Consider the following 22,170-nt stretch of genomic DNA (forward strand, 5'->3'; position numbering starts at 1 on the left):
ATTTCATCAAAGCTTGGTGCAAATTTAACTAAAATAAGTTATAATGATATGATGAATTTTTATGAGGAGTAATTTGTATGACAATAAAGCAACTTGTTACAGCAGAAAATCCAATTTTGCAAAAGCACGTGCCGGATGTATCACGATTTGACGAAAACTTAGCTCAATTATTGCTCGATTTAGAAGACACAATGTATGAAGTTGAGGCTTCTGCCATATGTGCCCCGCAAATTGGCATTTTACAAAAGGTAGCTATTATAGATATGGAAATAGATGGATTGTTACAACTTATTAATCCAAAAATCATTCGAGAATCTGACCAAAAAGTAACTGAGTTAGAGGGCTCTATTTCATTACCTGACATTTATGGTGAAGTTGAAAGAAGTAAAATGATTGTTGTTAAAAGTAACGATAAAAATGGAAACGAAGTAGAAATGACTGCATATGATGATATTGCACGCATGATATTGCATATGATTGATCATTTTGAAGGTAAACTTTTTACAGAACGTGCAGATAAAATTTTGACTGAAGCAGAAGTGGAGGCGTATTTTGAAAATGAGTAAAATTATTTTTATGGGGACACCAGATTTTTCAACAAAAGTGTTAGAAATGTTAATTGCAGAACATAACGTGATCGCAGTCGTTACTCAACCTGATCGACCAGTTGGCAGAAAACGAAAATTAACACCACCACCAGTGAAACAAGTTGCAATAGAACATGCGATTCCTGTATATCAGCCTGAAAAACTGTCAAAATCTGAAGAATTAGAGATGTTGATTGATTTAAACGCGGATTTAATTGTTACTGCGGCATTTGGCCAATTATTACCACAACGTTTATTGGATTCACCAAAGTTAGGTGCTATCAATGTGCATGCATCATTATTACCTAAATATAGAGGTGGAGCCCCGATACATCAAGCGATTATAGATGGAGAAACACAAACTGGTATTTCTATCATGTATATGGCTAAGAAATTGGATGCTGGAAATATTATAGCTCAAAAAGCAATCGATATTGAACCACAAGATGACGTTGGTGTAATGCATGATAAATTAAGCTTTTTAGGTGCTGAATTATTAAAAGAAACGCTTCCTTCTATTATTAATGGTACGAATGAAAGTATTGTTCAAAATGAAGACGAAGCAACATTTGCATCTAACATTCGTCGAGAAGATGAAAAAATTGATTGGTCAGAACCTGCTGAAGTAGTTTATAACCATATTAGAGGTCTATCTCCATGGCCGGTTGCCTACACAATTATGGATGGAGAAAACTTAAAAGTCTATGCTTCACGCATTGAAAAAGATAAAGACGGTGAGCCAGGTACAATAATAGAGACAACTAAGAAAGCAATTATTGTGGCTACAGGTTCTAGTGATGCGATTGCATTAACAGAGATTCAAGTTGCTGGTAAAAAGAGAATGCCTACAGCTAATTACTTAAGTGGTGTACAATCAACACTCGTTGGGAAGGTATTAAAATGACAATTGAAACTAATGTAAGGTTATTAGCTTTTGAAACACTACAAGATATTATTAATGATAAAGCTTATAGTAATATTATTATTAATGAGGTATTAACAAACAATGAGTTAAATCGAGCTGATAAGAATTTATTAACCGAATTAGTATATGGTACGTTAAAAAGAAAATATATACTAGATTATTATTTGAAACCATTTGTACAAACTAAACTTAAAGGTTGGGTCAGACAGTTACTATGGATGAGTATCTATCAGTATATGTATTTGGATAAAGTTCCTGAACATGCGATTATTAATGAAGCTGTTAATATAGCAAAATATAAAGGCGGCCCACATAACGGTAATGTGGTTAATGGAATCTTGAGAACCCTTATGCGCAGTGAGTTACCAAATTTCAATGAAATTTCGGACGATAAGAAGCGAATTGCTATTCAGTATAGTTTGCCTAAATGGCTTGTTGATCACTGGGTGACACACTTTGGAATAGAAGAAACTGAAGCAATTGCACAATCATTTTTAACAAAAGTGACAACAACTGTAAGGGTTAATTTGACAAGAATTTCAGTTGAACATGTGATGCAACGTTTAGAAGAAGAAGGTTACACTGTAACGCAAGATAATGACATTACAATTTGTTTACATATTAGTGGTAAACCGATTATAGAGTCACGCGTATTTAAAGATGGTTTAGTATCTATCCAAGATAAAAGTTCTATGTTTGTAGCTGACGTGATGAATCTTCAAGATGGCGACCTTGTATTAGATGCTTGTAGTGCACCTGGCGGAAAAGCATGTCATATAGCAGAAAGGTTACATGGTACTGGACATGTAGATGCGACAGACATCCATGAACATAAAATTGATTTGATTGATTTTAACATTCGAAAATTACGATTATCTAACATTTCCGCTTTTAGTCACGATGCGACGGAAAATTATGATAAAGTGTATGATAAGATTTTAGTAGATGCACCTTGTAGTGGCTTAGGTGTACTTAGACATAAGCCAGAAATCAAATACGAACAAAGTCAGCAAAGTATTCAATCTTTAGTGAATATTCAACTAGAAATTTTAAATAATGTGAAACATCATTTACGTCCAGGAGGCACTTTAGTTTATTCAACTTGTACAATAGAACAGTTAGAAAATGAAAATGTAATATATACATTTTTAAAAGAAAATAAAGATTTTGAATTTGATTTATTTGAACATCCAATCAGTGGAGAAAAGGTAAAAACTTTACAAGTGTTACCTCAGCATTTTAATTCTGATGGCTTTTTCATTACTAGGATAAAAAGAAAGGACCAATAAATAATGATAACTGCAGAAAAGAAGAAAAAGAATAAATTTCTTCCCAATTTTGAAAAGCAATCTATATACTCTTTAAGATATGATGAAATGGAAAATTGGTTAAAGGAAAATGGGCAACAAAAATTCAGAGCGAAACAAATCTTTGAATGGTTATATGAAAAACGAGTAGACAGCATTGATGAAATGACAAATTTGTCTAAAGAGTTAAGAGCACTATTGAAAGATCATTTTGCAATGACAGTGATGACGACAGTAGTTAAACAAGAAAGCAAAGATGGTACAATCAAATTCTTATTTGAATTACAAGATGGGTACACAATCGAAACAGTATTAATGAGACATGAATATGGTAATTCCGTATGTGTTACTACTCAAGTGGGTTGCCGTATAGGTTGTACATTCTGTGCATCTACACTAGGTGGCTTAAAGCGTAATTTAGAAGCGGGAGAAATTGTATCTCAAGTGCTTACTGTCCAAAAAGCATTAGATGAAACCGAAGAACGTGTATCTCAAATCGTCATCATGGGTATTGGTGAGCCATTTGAAAACTATGATGAAATGATGGACTTTTTGAAGATTGTTAATCATGACAATGGTTTAAATATAGGTGCGCGTCATATTACTGTTTCTACTTCTGGTATTATACCTAGAATTTATGATTTTGCTGACGAAGATATTCAAATCAATTTTGCAGTAAGCTTACATGGGGCTAATGACGAAATTCGTTCTCGATTAATGCCTATTAACCGAGCGTATAATGTTGAAAAATTAATGGAAGCCATTAAATATTATCAAGAAACAACAAATAGACGTGTTACATTTGAATATGGTCTATTTGGAGGCGTCAACGACCAAGTTGAGCATGCGAGAGAGTTAGCACATTTAATTCAAAAATTAAACTGTCATGTAAATTTAATACCTGTGAACCATGTACCAGAAAGAAATTACGTCAAGACGCCTAAAGAAGATATCTTTAAATTTGAAAAAGAATTAAAGAGACTAGGTATTAATGCAACTATAAGAAGAGAACAAGGTGCTGATATAGATGCAGCATGTGGTCAATTAAGAGCTAAGGAACGAAAAGTAGAAACGAGGTAATAGTATGCTAAAAGCACAATTTTTTACTGACACAGGTCAATATCGTGATAAGAACGAAGATGCAGGTGGTGTGTTCTATAATAAAACAGAACAACAATTACTTGTACTCTGTGATGGTATGGGTGGACATTTAGCAGGAGAAGTAGCAAGTCAATTTGTAACAGATGAATTGCAACGTCGTTTTGAAGAAGAAAATTTAATTGAACCTAACCAAGCCGAGGATTGGCTGAGAACTACACTAAAAGCGATTAATCGTGAATTATATCAACTCTCTGTTGATAATACAGACTATTATGGCATGGGAACAACTTGTGTTTGTGCGTTAGTATTTGATGATTATGTAGTGGTCGCAAATATTGGTGATTCAAGAGGATATTTGGTTAATAGTAGAGAGATTGAACAAATTACAAACGATCATTCTTTCGTTAATCATTTAGTGATGATTGGTCAAATTAGTGCTGAAGAAGCATTCAATCATCCGCAAAAAAATATTATTACAAAAGTTATGGGTACGGATAAGGTAGTAACACCAGATATTTTTGTAAAAAGAACTAATTTTTATGATTTTCTATTACTTAACTCGGATGGATTAACAGATTTTGCGAGAAATCATATGATTCAAGAAGAATTAATGCAAAAAAATGATTTAGAAACACACGGCCGGAATCTTATTGAATTAGCAATATCTCAAGAAACGAATGATAATGTGAGTATTGTTTTAGCAGAAATTGAAGGAGATAAGGTATGATTGGAAAATTAATAAGCGAACGTTATAAAGTGATAAAAAAGCTTGGCGGCGGTGGCATGAGCACAGTATATTTGGCTGATGACACAATTTTAAATCGCAATGTAGCAATTAAAGCTATTAGGATACCTTCTGGTGAAAAAGAAGAAACAATTAAGCGTTTTGAACGTGAAGTCCACAATTTAACACAACTTTCACATAAAAATATCGTTAATGTTTTTGATGTCACTGAAAATGATGAAAATTTCTTTTTAGTGATGGAGTACATAGAAGGTCCCACTTTATCAGAATATATTCAACAACATCGACCTCTAGACATCAAAACCGTAATCAAATTTACTGAACAAATTATTGAAGGAATAAAGCATGCACATGATACAAAGATTGTTCATCGTGATGTAAAACCTCAAAATATTTTGGTGAATCGTGATCAAACACTAAAAATATTAGATTTTGGTATTGCAAAAGCATTAAGCGAAACGACGATGACCCAAACAAATCATGTTTTAGGGACGGTTCAATACCTTTCTCCTGAACAAGCGCGCGGTGATGTAACAGATAACGGCACTGATATATATTCTATTGGTGTTGTACTATATGAAATGTTAGTAGGACAACCTCCTTTTTCCGGTGAAACAGCAGTAAGCATCGCTATAAAACATATCCAAGATCCGATGCCTAATGTTTCTAACAAACGTTCTGAAGTACCACAATCATTGAGCAACGTCGTGCTTAAAGCGACTGAAAAAGATAAGAAAGATCGCTATCAATCGGTTCAGGAAATGCAAGATGACTTGTCTACTGTCCTGACAAAAGAGCGTGAAAATGAATCACCCTATCATTCTGTTGATGCTGACACTAAAACAGTGCCTATTGATAAAGCAGAGATTGCTAATCAGACTCGTGATGAAGATAAAGCAAAAAGCATGAATCAAACCATGCAAATTCCAATTGTTAATCAACAATATTTTCAATCAAATGAGGAACAATTATATACAATGCCTCCGAAAAAAAGATCAAAAAAGAAAAAGTTTTTCTATGGTTTAATCATTGTATTACTGTTGTTTGGATTATTTGGTTTTATGGCCATGGGAATGTTTGGTAATAAATATTTGGAAACACCTAATTTAATAGGTAAGACTGAAAAAGAAGCTGAAGGTATTTTAAAGGATAACAAACTAGAATTAGGCAAAACTACAAGAGCTTATAGTGATAAATATCCTGAGAATAAAATTATTAAAACATCACCTGGTAAAGGTGAACGTTTAGAACAACAAAGTAAAGTAGACATTGTATTATCAAAAGGACCTAAAACTGCAGAAATGCCAAATTTATATGGATTACCAAAAGCAGAGGCATTAAATAAATTAAAAAAATTAGGAATTGATGATGAAAAAGTAGATCAATCTTATACGAAACAAAATGTAGCTAAAGGCTTAATTGAAGCACAAAGTATATCGCCAGGTGATAGAGTGAAAATAAATGATAGTGACATTAAATTGACTGAATCATTAGGTGTTAAACAAGTTTATGTGGATGATTATGAGAAAAAATCATTCAAGACAGCTAAATCTGAACTAGAATCTAAAGGATTTAAAGTAGTTACTGTAGAAAAACGCTCTGATAAAACAGTTAAAAAGGACAATGTCATTAGTCAATCACCTAAAGACGAAGAAGTAGATGAAGGTTCTACCGTAGAATTCGTAGTATCTACAGGTAAACCGAAAGCATCAGAGAAAAAAGAAGATAAAGATTCTGAGGAGCAAGAAGATAAGTCATCTAAAGAAGATGATAAACCTCAAACTAAAACATATACAGAAACCTATCAAGTTCCCTATACGGGTGATGATGATGAAAGCCAAGAAGTGAAAGTATATGTGAGAGACAAGGATGACAAAGGATCATCAGCTGCACAAAGCTTCAAAATTAAAGATGATAAAACCGTTACTATTCCAATGACGATTGAAAAAGGAGAGACGGCGGGTTATACGATTCGAGTTGATGGCAAGATTGTAGCTGATAAAGATATTCCTTATGATTTTTAGCGCAACTTAACGAACAAAGTGAAGGGAGTTTAGTTGCGCTTATGCAGAAGCCAAAGGCTTCTGCGAACTGCTTATAAAAAATGACTATAACAGAGTATTATTGCTATCATTCCATGTAGTAATAATGCTCTGTTATTTATTTTTAACTGAAATAGTCTCAAATCGTATTTAAATTAAAAAGCCTTTGCTATAATATAGTATGTAAAGCTTTTAAAAGAGGGGTGCCTAAGTGAAAACAGGACGCATCATAAAATCATTAAGTGGTGTATATCGCGTAGATGTAAATGGCGAAATGTACGACACAAAACCACGTGGATTATTTAGAAAAAATAAATTTTCACCTATTGTTGGTGATGTTGTAGATTTTGAAGTTGAAAATATTACAGAAGGTTATATTCACCATGTTCACGAACGAAAAAATGAATTAAAAAGACCACCAGTTAGCAATGTTGATCACCTAGTATTAGTGATGAGTGCGGTAGAACCTGAATTTTCAACTCAGTTATTGGATAGATTTTTAGTCATAGCACACTCGTATCATATGAGACCTCGCATATTAGTAACTAAACGTGATATTACTTCACCTAGCATGGAAAACAAAATATTACAGACACTAAAAGTTTATGAAAATATGGGATATTATACACAATTTATAAGTGTTGAAGATCATATCGATGAAGTTTTCATGCAATGGGGAGAAGGACTAGTAGTATTAAGCGGTCAATCAGGTGTTGGGAAATCTACGTTATTAAATCGATATTTTCCTGAATTGAATATTGAAACACAACATATATCTAGAGCGTTAAATAGGGGTAGACATACTACAAGGCATGTAGAATTATTTGAACGAAAAAATGGCTTTATAGCTGACACACCTGGATTTAGCGCATTAGATTTTAATCATATTCAAAAAGATGAAGTGAAACATTATTTCATGGAAATCAATGAATATGGTGAACATTGTAAATTTAGAGATTGCAACCATATAAACGAACCCAAGTGTAATGTTAAGCATGAAATAGAAAAAGGGAATATAGCTCACTTTAGATATGAACATTATTTACAATTATTTAATGAAATTGCAAACAGAAAGGAAAGATATTAAGTGGCAAAATTATATCCATCATTATTATCAGCTGATTTTTTACAATTACAAAAGGAATTAAAAGCATTAGAAGATGCAGGTGTTGATGGTGTGCACTTTGATGTGATGGACGGTCAATTTGTTCCAAATATTTCAATTGGATTGCCTATATTAGAAGCCGTTAGAAAGGGTACTGATTTACCAATAGATGTGCATTTGATGATAGAAGAACCAGAAAAATATGTGGAGCTTTTTGCAGCACAGGGTGCAGACATGATTTCAGTACATGTGGAAGCAACACCGCATATTCATAGAGTAATACAACAAATTAAAAATACTAATGTAAAAGCTGGTGTAGTCATTAACCCAGGTACATCGGTGAATACGATTATGCCAGTGCTAAAAATGGTGGATTATGTACTTGTCATGACAGTTAATCCTGGATTTGGCGGTCAAACATTCATTCAAGATAGCATTAGTAAATTGGACGAACTAGTCAAGATAAAGAAAGCATTAAACTTATCATTTGAAATCGAAGTTGATGGTGGTATTAACGATGAAACAGTTGCAACTGTTATCGAACACGGTGCCACTATGTTGGTAGCTGGTTCATATTTCTTTAAACAAAAAGATTATAAACAAGTGACGCAAACATTGAAAGGTTGAAGTCAATGAAAGTCAATTTATTATGTGGTGCAAGAAATTTACCAGAAAATATTTTACAAAATAAGGCAAATGAGTCATGGATAGGGGTTGACCGAGGTGCATTAATATTGATTGAATCAGGTATTATGCCTCAATTTGCAGTCGGTGATTTTGATTCAATAACTAAAGAAGAAAGGGATTATTTGGCTGAAAAACTAGCAATTAATCCATATCATTCTGAAAAAGATGACACTGATTTAGCATTGGGTATCGATCAAGCAATCCATTCAGGCTACAGTGAAATATGTGTTTATGGAGCAACCGGTGGACGTTTAGACCATTTTATGGGTGCATTGCAAATTTTAGAGAAACCAGAATATACAAAAAAGAAAATTAACATTAAAATCATTGACCAACAAAATGAAATTTCATATTTATCTGCTAAAGATCATTGTGTTGAAAGAGATTTTAATTATCCATATATATCATTCATCCCAATTACATATCCTACAGTTATTTCATTAGCCAATTTTAAATATGAATTGAAGCAATCATCTTTACAGCTCGGTTCTACGCTGACAATATCTAATGAATTAATAAAACCACGAGGTACTGTTTCTATTTATTCAGGTAGCGTATTAATGATTAAAAGTAAAGATTGATAAATCGTAGCAAAATTAATTATAAACAAAAAAAGACCAATCCTCCACATAAGGATTGGTCTTTTTCGTGCATTATATTTATTAAACTCTAGTTACTTTACCAGATTTTAAAGCACGTGCAGAAACCCAAACTTTTTTAGGTTTTCCGTCTACAAGAATTCTAACTTTTTGAAGGTTAGCATTCCATCTTCTTTTAGAAGAATTTAAAGCGTGTGAACGATTGTTTCCAGTTGAAGCTTTGCGACCTGTTACGAAACATTGTTTGCCCATGAAAGTACCTCCTTTAATAAATATAAATACACATATCTACTACATACTTGAATAATGTACCACATAAAAAAAATAATGGCAATAAAATGAAAAAAATTTCTTTACATAGCTTCTACTTTTGTTACACTCATTTTATGATATAATTGTAAACTATGGATAATATTGTATTTTTTAATCTTAATATAAAGTTTTAAAGTATCAAAAATAAAGTGAGAACCATAAACTAGGAGGCCCAATAAAATGACATTAGAAATTACAAATGATTATGGTAGCATAGACATTTCAAACGAAGTAATAGCTTCAGTTGTGGGTAGTAAAGCGGTAGAATGTTATGGCATTGTAGGAATGGCTTCTAGACAACAAGTAAGAGATGGAATTGCTGAAATTTTAGGTTATGAAAATTATGCAAAAGGCATTGTTGTGAGAGAAGAAAATAGTGTGTTGGATGTTGATATGTATATCATTGTAAGTTACGGTACAAAGATATCAGAAGTTGCAAGCAATGTTCAATCAACTGTCAAATATACATTAGAACAAACATTAAAAGTTAAAGTAAATTCAATTAATATATTTGTACAAGGCGTACGAGTGGATAATGGCAAGAAAAACTAGGAGGACATAACGAGATGGTTAGTAAAATAAATGGTAAATTATTTGCCGAAATGATTATTCAAGGGGCACAAAATTTATCTAATCATTCAGATTTAGTAGATTCATTAAATGTATACCCGGTGCCAGATGGGGATACAGGGACAAATATGAACTTAACAATGACATCAGGCAGAGAAGCAGTAGAAGAGAATTTATCACAGCATATTGGCGAGTTAGGTAAAACATTTTCAAAAGGCTTATTAATGGGGGCACGTGGAAATTCTGGCGTTATCTTATCACAGCTTTTTAGAGGATTTAGCAAAAATTTAGAAAGTTTTAGCGAAATTAATGCACAGCAATTAGCAGAAAGTTTTAAAGCTGGTGTTAACACTGCATATAAAGCAATTATGAAACCCGTAGAAGGCACAATTTTAACTGTTGCTAGAGATGCTGCGGATGCAGGTATACAAAAGGCACAAGAAACAGAAGATTGCATTGAACTTGTGACATATATTATAGAACAAGCCCAAATTTCTTTAGAGAATACGCCCAATTTGTTACCTGTATTAAAAGAAGTTGGTGTAGTTGATAGTGGTGGTAAAGGATTAGTTATCGTTTATGAAGGTTTCCTAAAAGCTTTAAAAGGTGAAACTGTAACTGCAGAAACTCCAAAATTAGATACAGAAACTTTAGTGAATGAAGAACATGACTTCCACGGTGTGATTAATACTGAAGATATTGTTTATGGATATTGTACCGAAATGATGGTTCGTTTTGGGGTGAATAAAAAAGTATTCGATGAAGATACTTTTAGAGAAGAAATGAGTCAATTTGGGGATTCATTATTAGTTATTAATGATGATGAAATTGTAAAAGTTCATGTACATACAGAAAAACCTGGCGATGTTTTTAATTACGGACAACAATATGGTGAATTAATTAAATTAAAAGTTGAGAATATGCGAGAACAACATCGTGAAGTTGTAAAAAAAGAACAAAAAGGTACAAATACACAACAATCTAATCAAGAAACTTCAACAGTAGACACTGCTGTCATCGCTATTTCTATGGGAGAAGGCATATCAGAATTGTTTAAATCCATGGGTGCGACACATTTAATAAGTGGTGGCCAGACAATGAACCCGTCTACTGAAGATATTGTGAAAGTGATTGAACAATCCCAATGTAAACGTGCAATCATCTTGCCAAATAATAAAAATATTATGATGGCGAGTGAACAAGCTGCATCAATTGTAGATGCTGAAACTATTGTGATTCCTTCGAAATCTATACCACAAGGAATAGCTGCATTATTTAATTATGATGAATCAGACGAATTAATTGATAATAAAGCACGCATGATTGAATCATTAGAAGTGATAACTTCTGGCTCTGTTACTTACGCTGTTAGGGATACCAAAGTCGATGGTGTAGAAATAAAAAAAGATGCATTTATGGGATTAGTCGAGGATAAAATTGTCACAAGCAATGAAGATGAATTTGAGACTGTTAAACAGTTATTGTCTCAAATGATTACGGACGAAAGTGAAATAATCACTATGATTATCGGTGAAGATGCCAATAGTGATATAACATCTAATGTTGAATCCTGGATTGAAACAACGTATCCAGATATTGAAATAGATCAACATCAAGGTGATCAGCCTGTATATCAATATCTGTTTTCTGTGGAATAATGTTAGTTTGTTGATAACGACAAAAATTTCTATCAATATACGTAATTAGGTATGTGTCATATCTGGTTACGTATATTTATTTTGACGCAAAAAAATGGGTGAAGTTAATGTTTAAAGAAGTATATACTAAATAGATGTAAATATCGTAATAATATTCACGGTAAAGAATAATTATTTTCATTATGTTTATATGTGTATTCAATTCACAATAGTGTGCAATTTGTAATAATTTTGAATTAAAAGCAGTACAACTAAAATTAGTTTATAATGTTAACTTAAATTGTTATAATAATAAAGGTGCAAATAAAATGTAAGCGCAACACTTTAGAATGATTAAAAATAAGGGTGGGGTATCCATTATGAAATATAAAACAGTTTTCGATATAATTGGTCCAACAATGGTTGGTCCATCATCTTCACATACAGCAGGTGCAGTCAGAATTGGCTTAGTAGCTAAAGATTTATTTAATCAAATACCAAAACAAGTTGATATATATTTGTATGGGTCATTTATGGAAACATATAAGGGCCATGGTACAGATGTAGCACTTGTGGGTGGCTTATTAGGATATGATACAGACGACGATCGAATCCAAAAAAGTTTAGAGACTGCTGAAGAAATTGGCATGAAAGTGAATTTTATTGAAATGGCAGAAGAACGCTCTCACCCAAACACTGCAATTATTAATATGAGAGACGGAGAAAAAGAAATTTCTGTTGAAGGTGTGTCTATTGGTGGCGGTAAGATAGAAGTTGTTGCAATCAATGGTTTTAGTATTGCAATTAGTGGTAACTATCCAGCACTTTTAGTATTCCATAAAGATACATTTGGTACGATCGGCCGTGTAGCTAATATATTAGGTGATTCCAGTATTAATGTTGGCAGCATGCAAGTTTCAAGAAAAGAAAAAGGTGACCAAGCATTAATGACATGTGAATTAGATGATGCTATCAATGATGAAATAATAGAAAAAATAAAAAACGTCGATGGTGTAGTGACAGTCTCACTCATGGGCGACGCCTAATGGAGGGATATCAATGTTTAAAAGTGTAAAAGAACTCATTGAAAAATGTGAGACAGAAGATAAAAAAATATATGAAGTGATGCTTGAGCAAGAAATGGAAGTTACTGGTTTATCAGAAGAAGAAGTATATGCACATATGGATAAAAATTTACAAACTATGGAAAATGCATTAGATGAAGGCTTAGAAGGCGTAACTTCAACGACTGGTCTAACAGGTGGAGACGCTGTTTTAATAAAAGAATATTTAAAAACAGGTAAATCTTTATCTGGTGCAACATTATTAGATGCTGTGAGCAAAGCAGTAGCAACAAATGAAGTAAATGCAGCAATGGGTAAAATTTGTGCTACACCAACGGCTGGTTCAGCTGGAGTCGTTCCTGGGGTTCTGTTTGGTTTGAAACCACGATTAGAACCTACACGTAAAGATATGTTGAATTTCTTATTAACTTCAGGCGCATTTGGATTTGTTGTAGCAAATAATGCATCGATATCTGGTGCAGCAGGTGGTTGTCAGGCAGAAGTTGGATCGGCCGCAGCTATGGCTGCAGGTGCGACAGTTGAGCTTGCAGGTGGTACACCACAACAATCTTCGGAAGCTTTTGCAATTTGTTTGAAAAATATGCTAGGTTTAGTATGTGACCCTGTAGCTGGATTAGTAGAAGTACCTTGTGTAAAAAGAAATGCAGCTGGGGCATCTAATGCAATCGTCTCAGCCGATATGGCATTAGCAGGTGTAACTTCCAGAATCCCGACAGACGAAGTAATAGAAGCAATGTATAAAATAGGGCAAACGATGCCTTCAGCGTTGCGTGAAACTGGTCGTGGAGGTTTAGCAGGCACACCGACAGGACAGCGTTTAAAACAAGAAATATTTGGTGATTAAAATGTCAAAAGTCAATTTAATAGAAAGCCCATTTCCATTATCACAAATCAAGGGTTTAGGTCCTAAGCGGTTAGCGGTATTAAATGAATTGAACATTTATACAGTAGAAGATTTAATCTTATATTTACCAACGCGTTATGAAGACAATACTGTAGTTGACTTGAATGAAGCAGAGGATCAAGCGATGGTGACTGTTGTTGGGGAAGTATACTCAACACCCACTGTCGCTTTTTTTGGTAGGAATAAATCTAAGTTGACAGTTCATTTAATGGTTAACAATATTGCAGTAAAATGTGTATTTTTTAATCAACCCTACTTGAAAAAGAAACTAGAACTACACCAAACGGTTACGATTAAAGGAAAATGGAATAGAAATAAGCAAGAAATTATCGGAAATCGAATGTTTTTTAATCAACCAGCAATGGAAGATGTACAATTTGAACCCATTTATCGAATTAAAGAAGGGATAAAGCAAAAACCATTACGTGATATGATTAGGCAAGTTTTAGAACATGTTACGATTCATGAATGGATATCAGATTCATTGAGAGAAAAATATAAATTAGAAACACTAGAAGATACAATCAAAACATTACACCTTGCACCGGACAAAACTTCATTGCTCAAAGCGAGAAGAACTTACGCATTTATTGAATTATTTATGTTTGAACTTAGAATGCAATGGCTAAATAGGTTGGAAAAAATATCAGATGACGCAATCGAAATTGATTATGATATTCAATTAGTAAGAAATTTTATATCATGTTTACCATTTGAATTAACTGAGGCACAAAAGCAAAGTGTAAACGAGATATTTAGAGATTTAAAAGCGCCTATTCGCATGCATAGATTGTTACAAGGTGATGTTGGATCGGGAAAAACAGTCGTAGCTGCAATTTGTATGTATGCATTAAAAACAGCAGGTTATCAATCTGCTTTAATGGTACCTACGGAAATACTTGCAGAACAGCATGCTGAAAGTCTTGCAGAAATCTTTGGTGACAGAATGAACATTGCTTTACTTACAGGTTCAGTAAAAGGGAAAAAACGCAAAATTTTGTTGGAACAGCTCGAGCAAAATGAGATAGATTGTATTATTGGTACACATGCGCTTATTCAAGATGATGTTGTCTTTAATAATGTGGGCCTTGTAATTACAGATGAACAGCATCGTTTTGGTGTCAATCAACGACAATTGCTGAGAGAAAAAGGCGCGATGACAAACGTTTTGTTTATGACAGCGACACCTATTCCACGCACATTAGCAATTTCTGTTTTTGGAGAAATGGATGTATCCTCAATCAAACAGTTACCAAAGGGTAGGAAACCTATTATAACCTCTTGGTCTAAACATGAAGCATATGAAAGTGTATTACAACAAATGTCTGCTGAATTAAAAAAAGGTAGACAAGCATATGTGATTTGTCCATTGATAGAAAGTTCAGAGCATTTAGAAGATGTACAAAATGTAGTTGAATTGTTCGAATCTTTACAAGCCTATTATGGTAAAGGAAAAGTTGGACTACTTCATGGTAAATTAACCTCAGAAGAAAAAGATCAAGTGATGCAACAATTTAGTAATCATGAAATTGATATATTAGTGTCAACGACAGTGGTAGAAGTAGGAGTTAACGTCCCAAATGCAACATTTATGATGATATATGATGCGGATCGATTTGGATTATCGACTTTACATCAATTAAGAGGACGTGTTGGTAGAAGTGAACACCAAAGCTATTGTGTATTAATTGCTTCACCGAAAACTGAAACAGGGATAGAACGTATGAATGTAATGACACAAACAACAGATGGTTTTGAATTAAGTGAACGTGATTTAGAAATGAGAGGACCTGGTGATTTCTTTGGTGTGAAACAAAGTGGGTTACCTGACTTTTTAGTAGCGAATGTTGTTGAAGATTATAAAATGTTAGAAGTAGCGAGAGATGAGGCAGCAGAATTAATTCAATCCGGTGCATTTTTTGAAGATGAGTATCAAAGATTAAGAACATTTGTAGAAGATAATTTACTATATACTAGTTTTGATTAACAAAAACAGCAATTTAGCATGTCATTTGCTAAACTGCTGTTTTTTAATATTTAAGAGCCTACACCTACTTTAGTCCATGCTTGTGTTACAGATTGTGATTCGTTACTATTATGGCCATATAATTCATCTGCTGCTTGTTTTAAGGCAATTTTGGCATCAGAAAATTCAGCATTGGACGTCAAATATTGAGTTAATGCGAGATAGTATATTTGCTCAGCTTTTTCTTTACCAATTGATTGTATCGTTAGATATGCAGCTTTGTTTGGAATACCACTATTAATATGGACACCACCATTATCTTCAGCGCCAGTATAAAATTGATCCATATGTGCTGGTTGATCGTATTTTTCTGGATCTTTTAAGCTTCTTAAAGCGTCACCATCTTGATTGGGAGTATATACATCTTCACCCATCAGCCAGTTGTCAGGGTCAATAAAATACCCAAATACATCTGAGAAAGATTCGTTGAGTGCACCCGATTGATTTACATATTCTAAATTAGCAGTTCTTTCAGTTACCGCATGTGTTAATTCATGAGCAACAATATCTTTAGCGCCTGATAAGGGATTAAATGTTTGACCATCACCGTCACCGTAAACCATATATTGTCCGGTCCATGCTGCATTATTATAGTTCTTATCAAAATGGACAACTGAATTAATATCAGCAGCATTATCGTCGTAACTATTTCTATCATGTGTATTTAAATAATAATCATAAACTGCTTTTGCGTAATAGTGTGCATCGACGCCAGGACGTTGTTGTTTTTCATCAAAATATTTTGAATCATTTATGATAGGAGAAAATTGATCAGTGGTTCCATTGGCACTTTCAGTATTAATATGTGCATCTGTCGTTGTATCATTTAAAGTATATTGTCCATTGTTGCTAGATACATAAAGTGGTGATTTTTTATCACCATTCACTCCGATACCAGAGCCTTTTTCTAAAGCGTGTTCAATCACATTTTGTTTTTTTAATATTTCCCCAGTGCTAGCATCAACTTGTATTTGCCAATGTGCAGGCTTAGGAGATATGTAATTTAATTCTATATTATATATATATCTTTCTTTTTTACTATTAACATCTAGTTTGTTTTTAGACACTACTTTAAAGCCATCGATGTTTGTAACGTCATTGCTTTTTTTACCAATTGCTTTAAAGGCTAATTTTTCTGCTTGGGAAGAAGATAGTTTCACCGTATTATTAACGTCGATATGTTGTCTGTGTATATGACCATTGATAAGTGATACGTTTCCATCAGAGTTCACATGGACTTTAATTGTGCTATCATTAGCTAAAATATGATTGATTTTTGGTTTTAATTCATAATGTTTAACGCCAGTTGAATCAACACTACTATTGATTACTTTGTATTGTTTAAATGCATTTTTATTAATAGATTCTGTTTTAGTTTTATTTGTATTGAGCACAGATGTAGCGTTGTTTTGTAGGAAATGTTCTACATCTATTTTATTGGAAATTTTTGTTTCAGTTGAACTTTCTAAGTTTTCAGGAACGATACTATTGATTTCTTTTGCGTTACTCTGAGTGGAAAAAGCTGCAAAAAATGTTGCAGATAGCAATGCATTGGTCACTACTTTTTTCAATGTTTACAACCCCTTTGAATTGGAATGAATAATCTATGTATTTCTGAAAATATTTTAATAGTTAAGCGTTTTAAAAACGATAAATTTTATTTTTATATAATTTAACATATTATTATTAAAAGTTATATATTAACTTTAAAAACTTTTTTGCTTTGGTTATAAAAGTGTTCAGCTTTAACTCAATATAATGGAGAAAGTCTTATGTTTTTAGTTGAGCAATTGAAATAGAAAGTGTTATGATATGTTAGGAATGTTTAAGACTTGGTACTAAAATTAGGGAGTAGTAAACTATGAAGTTAAAAAAACAAGAACGTCGTGAAGCGATAAAAAAAGAAATAGAAAAAAATCCCTTTATTACTGATCTTGATTTAAGCAGTCTTTTTTCAGTCAGTATCCAAACAATAAGGTTGGATCGTACACACTTAAATATTCCTGAATTGAGAAAAAGAATAAAATCCGTTGCGAGAAAAAATCATGAAAGTATTCGATCTATTGATGGAAGTGAAATCATAGGTGATGTGATTAACGTTGAACCAGATCATCAAGCAACATCTCTGATTAATATTGATGAAGATTCAGTATTTACAAGAAATAAGATTGCCAGAGGTCATGTGTTGTTTGCACAGGCCAATTCATTATGTGTGGCACTTATACATAAACCAGTCGTTTTAACTAAAGAAAGTAATGTTTCATTTTTAAAACAAGTTAAATTAAACGATACAGTACGTGCTGAAGCACAAGCTGTCGAAATAACGAATAAATATTTTAAGATAAAAGTAAATTCGTATGTCAAAGATACTTTAGTATTTAGAGGTACATTCAAAATGTATTATACAAGTGAGGATGAACAAAATGGTTAAAATAGCTATCGACATGATGGGTGGCGATGACGCACCTGGCATCGTTTTAGAAGCTGTTGAAAAAGCGGTCAATGATTTTAAAGATTTAGAAATTATATTATTTGGAGACCAAAATAAATGTAATATTAATCACGAAAGAGTGGAAGTACGTCACTGTACAGAAGCGATAACGATGGAAGATGAACCTGTAAGAGCAATTAAACGGAAAAAAAATAGTTCGATGGTGCGCATGGCTGAAGCAGTAAAATCTGGTGAAGCGGATGGATGTGTATCAGCCGGTAATACAGGTGCATTAATGTCTGCAGGACTATTTATTGTTGGTAGGATTAAAGGTGTAGAAAGACCAGCATTAGTGCTTACTTTACCTACTGTATCAGGTAAAGGTTTTGTATTTATGGATGTCGGTGCAAATGCGGATGCTAAAGCAGAACACTTATTGCAATATGCACAATTAGGCAATATTTACGCACAAAAAATACGTAATATTGAACAACCTTCTGTAGCATTGCTTAATATAGGAACTGAAGCAGCTAAAGGAAATACATTAACTAAAAAAGCGTTTAATTTAATGGATGAACAACAAGAATTTCATTTTGCTGGTAATGTAGAAGCGAAAGTATTAATGGATGATGCTGCAGATGTCGTTGTCACAGATGGCTATACTGGTAACATGATCCTAAAAAATCTAGAAGGTGTAGCAAAATCTATAGGGAAAATGTTGAAATCTACACTTTTAAGTAGTTTAAAAAATAAATTAGCAGCGTTAGTCTTACGCAAAGATTTAAATGAGTTAACTACAAAAATGGACTATGCAGAATATGGTGGTTCAGTTTTACTAGGATTGAATGGTATCGTTGTAAAAGCACATGGTAGTTCTAATGCCAAGGCATTTTATTCAGCAATTCGTCAAGCTAAGGTTGCTGGAGAATTAAATATAGTAGATACAATGAGAGAAACGGTGGGGTCAAAAAATGGGTAAAACAGCGATTATTTTTCCTGGACAAGGGTCACAAAAAGTAGGCATGGCTAGTGATTTGTTTAATGAAAGTGATGCCGCAACATCAATTCTAAATGAAGCACAAGCACAATTGGATTTTGATATCTTAGAAACAATGTTTGAAGATGCCGAAGGTAAATTAGGCCAAACTGAAAATACACAACCAGCATTACTTACACATAGTACCGCTTTATTAATGGCATTAAAACAAATTGATGCAGATTATACAATGGGTCATAGCTTAGGTGAGTACGCGAGTCTAGTAGCGAGTGGCGTATTAAAGTTTGAGGACGCGGTAAAAATAGTTCGTAAACGTGGACAATTGATGGCAGCAGCTTTTCCTGATGGTGTTGGTAGCATGGCAGCTGTCCTAGGATTAAATTACAGTGAAGTTGATGACATTTGCAAACAACTTTCAACAGAAGACGAAGTCATAGAACCTGCTAATATCAATGCACCTGGACAAATTGTGGTTTCAGGGCATAAAACATTAATAGATCAACTTGTTGCTGAAGGAAAATCTTTGGGTGCTAAACGCGTCATGCCTTTAGCCGTTTCTGGTCCTTTCCATTCATCCATGATGCAAGTTATTGAATCGGACTTTGCAAATTATATCGAACAATTTGAATGGAACGACGCCAATTATCCAGTGGTACAAAATGTAAATGCTAAAGGTGAAACAGATGCTAAAGAAATTAAAGAGAATATGATTAAACAATTATATTCTCCGGTTCAATTTATAGATTCTGTGACATGGCTACTTGATCAAGGTGTCGACCATTTTATTGAAATTGGGCCAGGTAAAGTACTTTCAGGATTAATAAAAAAAATAAATAGAGATGTTAAGCTTACTTCAATTCAAACATTAGAAGACGTAAAAGGGTGGAATGAAAATGACTAAAAATGCATTAGTAACTGGAGCATCTAGAGGTATTGGTCGTAGTATAGCAATTCAGTTAGCTGAAGAAGGTTATAACGTAGCAGTAAACTATGCAGGTAATAGAGAAAAAGCAGAGGCTGTAGTAGAAGAAGTGAAAGCTAAAGGTGTAGAAAGCTTAGCAATTCAAGCTAATGTTGCCAATGGCGATGAAGTAAAAGCAATGATTAAAGAAGTAGTAAACCAATTTGGTACAGTCGATGTATTAGTCAATAATGCAGGTATTACTAGAGATAATTTATTGATGCGTATGAAAGAAAGTGAATGGGATGACGTTATCGACACTAATTTAAAAGGTGTATTTAACTGTATTCAAAAGGTTACACCACAAATGTTAAGACAAAAAAGTGGGTCAATCATCAATTTATCTAGTGTAGTTGGTGCAGTAGGAAATCCAGGCCAAGCTAATTATGTTGCAACAAAAGCAGGCGTTATTGGATTGACTAAATCTGCTGCGAAAGAATTAGCTTCAAGAAATATCACAGTTAATGCCGTTGCACCAGGATTTATTGTATCTGACATGACAGATGCATTATCAGATGATTTAAAAGATCAAATGTTGCAACAAATTCCATTAGCAAGATTTGGAGAAGACACTGATATTGCAAATACAGTAATATTTTTAGCTTCAGACAAAGCAAAATATATTACTGGTCAAACAATACATGTCAATGGTGGTATGTTTATGGAATAGTGTAACTGTACGGACATACCATTTTGAACATGACTTGATATGACTTATGGATGTATGTCATGCTCTAAGTATGTAATTCATTGAAATACTACTTGTATTTCAATCGATAAAATGGGAAAATATAAAAGTCTATCATAGGCTTTTAAAAGGAGGTGAATCGACGTGGAAAACTTCGACAAAGTAAAAGATATCATCGTTGACCGTTTAGGTGTTGACGCTGAAAAAGTAACTCAAGATGCATCTTTCAAAGATGATTTAGGCGCTGACTCACTTGATATTGCTGAATTAGTTATGGAATTAGAAGACGAATTTGGTACTGAAATTCCAGATGAAGAAGCTGAAAAAATCAACACTGTTGGTGATGCAGTTAACTTTATCAATAGTATGGAAAAATAATAAACAAATATCTGAGTCGTGGATTTTACGGCTCAGATTTTTTCTATTAAAAAGCAGTTAACTTTAGTAATCATATCAATAGTAATCGTTAAAGAGGGTTAATGTTCTATAAATGATAAAATGAATGTATGATTAGCAGTTTTCCCTTTAGTTTTATAATAAATTCACGTAAAATATAAAGGCATAAGTATATACAAAATTACTTTAAATTGAGGTGGAAAAGTATTGACGAATCATAAAAAAAAGGAAATGGTTAATGCATTCCAAGAAAAGTTTTCAAAAAAAATGCAAGAATTAAATTTGAATTTTAATAAAGTGAATTTATATCAACAAGCATTTTCACATTCGAGCTTTATCAATGATTTCAATATGGATAGATTAGATCATAATGAACGTTTAGAGTTTTTAGGAGATGCGGTATTAGAATTGACGGTTTCACGCTATTTGTTTGACAAATATCCAGAGTTACCAGAAGGTAATTTAACGAAAATGCGTGCGACAATTGTTTGTGAGCCTTCACTTGTAATATTCGCGAATAAAATTGCATTACACGAACTTATCTTGTTAGGTAAAGGAGAAGAAAAAACAGGTGGTAGAACAAGACCCTCACTTGTATCAGATGCATTTGAAGCTTTTGTAGGTGCACTGTATTTGGACCAAGGCCTAACCGCTGTTTGGAAATTTGCTGAAAATGTGATTTTTCCATTTGTGGAAGACGATAAACTGGATGGTGTCGTCGACTTTAAAACACAGTTTCAAGAATATGTGCATCAGCAAAACAAAGGTGACGTTACTTATCGTTTAATCAATGAAGAAGGTCCTGCACATCATCGTTTATTTACGTCGGAAGTGATTTTAGAAAACAAGCCGGTTGCGATAGGCAAAGGCAAAACGAAAAAAGAATCAGAGCAACAAGCAGCAGAAAGTGCTTATAAACTCTTGAAAAATAAAGAGGTTTAATGTCAGTTCCATCGTATATTGTGGTGTAGCTTACAGACGATTTAGCGCATGTTGGACGAAAATGTAAATAATTTAAGATGCGTTAATGAATGATATGAAAGCATTTCTAATAGATGAGTTAAT

22 protein-coding genes are annotated in these 22,170 nt (G+C 33.3%); 20 read left to right on the forward strand and 2 right to left on the reverse strand.

The window, feature by feature from the left end; all coding sequences use genetic code 11:
- Positions 1 to 77: 77 nt before the first annotated feature.
- The 9 genes from KA830_RS07460 to KA830_RS07500 all read left to right on the forward strand — a co-directional run bounded on the left by KA830_RS07460 (position 78) and on the right by KA830_RS07500 (position 9,080).
- A complete protein-coding gene (locus tag KA830_RS07460) occupies positions 78 to 566 on the forward strand; it encodes a peptide deformylase (protein WP_046208677.1) in 489 nt (162 codons plus the stop codon).
- Positions 559 to 1,491: a methionyl-tRNA formyltransferase gene (gene fmt / locus KA830_RS07465; protein ID WP_064209127.1), complete on the forward strand. Its 933-nt coding sequence runs from the start codon at positions 559 to 561 to the stop codon at positions 1,489 to 1,491. The genes KA830_RS07460 and fmt overlap by 8 nt, the downstream gene beginning before the upstream one ends.
- Before the next feature lie 2 nt (positions 1,492 to 1,493).
- A complete protein-coding gene (gene rsmB, locus KA830_RS07470) occupies positions 1,494 to 2,801 on the forward strand; it encodes a 16S rRNA (cytosine(967)-C(5))-methyltransferase RsmB (protein ID WP_348634550.1) in 1,308 nt (435 codons plus the stop codon).
- Between the two features lie 3 nt (positions 2,802 to 2,804).
- Positions 2,805 to 3,899, forward strand: coding sequence for a dual-specificity RNA methyltransferase RlmN (gene rlmN, locus KA830_RS07475; protein ID WP_046208675.1), 1,095 nt, complete (start codon positions 2,805 to 2,807; stop codon positions 3,897 to 3,899).
- 4 nt (positions 3,900 to 3,903) lie between these two features.
- Complete coding sequence (locus tag KA830_RS07480; RefSeq protein WP_204180076.1) at positions 3,904 to 4,647, forward strand: Stp1/IreP family PP2C-type Ser/Thr phosphatase; 744 nt, start codon at positions 3,904 to 3,906, stop codon at positions 4,645 to 4,647.
- Positions 4,644 to 6,689, forward strand: a complete 2,046-nt coding sequence (pknB, locus tag KA830_RS07485; RefSeq protein WP_210134163.1) for a Stk1 family PASTA domain-containing Ser/Thr kinase — start codon at positions 4,644 to 4,646, stop codon at positions 6,687 to 6,689. Before KA830_RS07480 ends, pknB begins: the two co-directional genes overlap by 4 nt.
- A 229-nt stretch (positions 6,690 to 6,918) precedes the next feature.
- Entirely contained in the window at positions 6,919 to 7,794 is an 876-nt protein-coding gene (gene rsgA, locus KA830_RS07490; RefSeq protein WP_204180074.1) for a ribosome small subunit-dependent GTPase A, read from the forward strand.
- Positions 7,795 to 8,439 carry a ribulose-phosphate 3-epimerase gene (gene rpe, locus KA830_RS07495; protein WP_046208671.1) on the forward strand — a complete coding sequence of 215 codons (645 nt, stop codon included), beginning with the start codon at positions 7,795 to 7,797 and terminating at the stop codon, positions 8,437 to 8,439.
- Positions 8,440 to 8,444: 5 nt separating this feature from the next.
- On the forward strand, positions 8,445 to 9,080 hold the full coding sequence (locus tag KA830_RS07500) for a thiamine diphosphokinase (protein ID WP_046208670.1): 636 nt from the start codon (positions 8,445 to 8,447) through the stop codon (positions 9,078 to 9,080).
- An 81-nt stretch (positions 9,081 to 9,161) separates the two neighbouring features.
- On the opposite strand, the gene rpmB is transcribed toward KA830_RS07500, so the two are convergent.
- Complete coding sequence (gene rpmB / locus KA830_RS07505) at positions 9,162 to 9,350, reverse strand: 50S ribosomal protein L28 (RefSeq protein ID WP_002483503.1); 189 nt, start codon at positions 9,348 to 9,350, stop codon at positions 9,162 to 9,164.
- Positions 9,351 to 9,590: 240 nt separating this feature from the next.
- Here rpmB and KA830_RS07510 point away from each other — a divergent pair, with 240 nt between their 5' ends.
- From KA830_RS07510 to recG, 5 genes are all read left to right on the forward strand, one after another.
- Entirely contained in the window at positions 9,591 to 9,962 is a 372-nt protein-coding gene (locus KA830_RS07510) for an Asp23/Gls24 family envelope stress response protein (protein WP_019467949.1), read from the forward strand.
- 14 nt (positions 9,963 to 9,976) lie between these two features.
- The gene (gene fakA / locus KA830_RS07515) at positions 9,977 to 11,638 is read left to right on the forward strand and encodes a fatty acid kinase catalytic subunit FakA (protein ID WP_046208669.1); all 1,662 of its coding nucleotides are present in this window, start codon (positions 9,977 to 9,979) and stop codon (positions 11,636 to 11,638) included.
- Positions 11,639 to 11,997: 359 nt separating this feature from the next.
- A complete protein-coding gene (gene sdaAB / locus KA830_RS07520; protein ID WP_046208668.1) occupies positions 11,998 to 12,663 on the forward strand; it encodes an L-serine ammonia-lyase, iron-sulfur-dependent subunit beta in 666 nt (221 codons plus the stop codon).
- A gap of 13 nt (positions 12,664 to 12,676) precedes the next feature.
- On the forward strand, positions 12,677 to 13,546 hold the full coding sequence (gene sdaAA / locus KA830_RS07525) for an L-serine ammonia-lyase, iron-sulfur-dependent, subunit alpha (protein WP_046208667.1): 870 nt from the start codon (positions 12,677 to 12,679) through the stop codon (positions 13,544 to 13,546).
- A 1-nt stretch (position 13,547) separates the two neighbouring features.
- On the forward strand, positions 13,548 to 15,593 hold the full coding sequence (gene recG / locus KA830_RS07530) for an ATP-dependent DNA helicase RecG (protein ID WP_204180072.1): 2,046 nt from the start codon (positions 13,548 to 13,550) through the stop codon (positions 15,591 to 15,593).
- Between the two features lie 50 nt (positions 15,594 to 15,643).
- On the opposite strand, the gene KA830_RS07535 is transcribed toward recG, so the two are convergent.
- The gene (locus KA830_RS07535; protein ID WP_204180071.1) at positions 15,644 to 17,203 is read right to left on the reverse strand and encodes a M4 family metallopeptidase; all 1,560 of its coding nucleotides are present in this window, start codon (positions 17,201 to 17,203) and stop codon (positions 15,644 to 15,646) included.
- A 290-nt stretch (positions 17,204 to 17,493) separates the two neighbouring features.
- Here KA830_RS07535 and fapR point away from each other — a divergent pair, with 290 nt between their 5' ends.
- From fapR to rnc, 6 genes are all read left to right on the forward strand, one after another.
- The gene (fapR, locus tag KA830_RS07540) at positions 17,494 to 18,063 is read left to right on the forward strand and encodes a transcription factor FapR (RefSeq protein ID WP_046208664.1); all 570 of its coding nucleotides are present in this window, start codon (positions 17,494 to 17,496) and stop codon (positions 18,061 to 18,063) included.
- Positions 18,056 to 19,042, forward strand: a complete 987-nt coding sequence (plsX, locus tag KA830_RS07545) for a phosphate acyltransferase PlsX (protein ID WP_046208663.1) — start codon at positions 18,056 to 18,058, stop codon at positions 19,040 to 19,042. The genes fapR and plsX overlap by 8 nt, the downstream gene beginning before the upstream one ends.
- Positions 19,035 to 19,961 (forward strand): ACP S-malonyltransferase, encoded by a 927-nt coding sequence (gene fabD / locus KA830_RS07550; RefSeq protein ID WP_046208662.1) that lies wholly within the window; start codon positions 19,035 to 19,037, stop codon positions 19,959 to 19,961. The genes plsX and fabD overlap by 8 nt, the downstream gene beginning before the upstream one ends.
- Positions 19,954 to 20,691, forward strand: a complete 738-nt coding sequence (gene fabG / locus KA830_RS07555) for a 3-oxoacyl-[acyl-carrier-protein] reductase (protein WP_204180070.1) — start codon at positions 19,954 to 19,956, stop codon at positions 20,689 to 20,691. The genes fabD and fabG overlap by 8 nt, the downstream gene beginning before the upstream one ends.
- A gap of 162 nt (positions 20,692 to 20,853) precedes the next feature.
- Positions 20,854 to 21,087, forward strand: a complete 234-nt coding sequence (locus KA830_RS07560) for an acyl carrier protein (RefSeq protein ID WP_019467939.1) — start codon at positions 20,854 to 20,856, stop codon at positions 21,085 to 21,087.
- Positions 21,088 to 21,336: 249 nt separating this feature from the next.
- Entirely contained in the window at positions 21,337 to 22,047 is a 711-nt protein-coding gene (gene rnc, locus KA830_RS07565; RefSeq protein ID WP_371090939.1) for a ribonuclease III, read from the forward strand.
- Positions 22,048 to 22,170 lie beyond the last annotated feature (123 nt).

This window comes from Staphylococcus sp. GDY8P119P (assembly GCF_017892075.1).
Lineage (GTDB): Bacteria > Bacillota > Bacilli > Staphylococcales > Staphylococcaceae > Staphylococcus > Staphylococcus ureilyticus.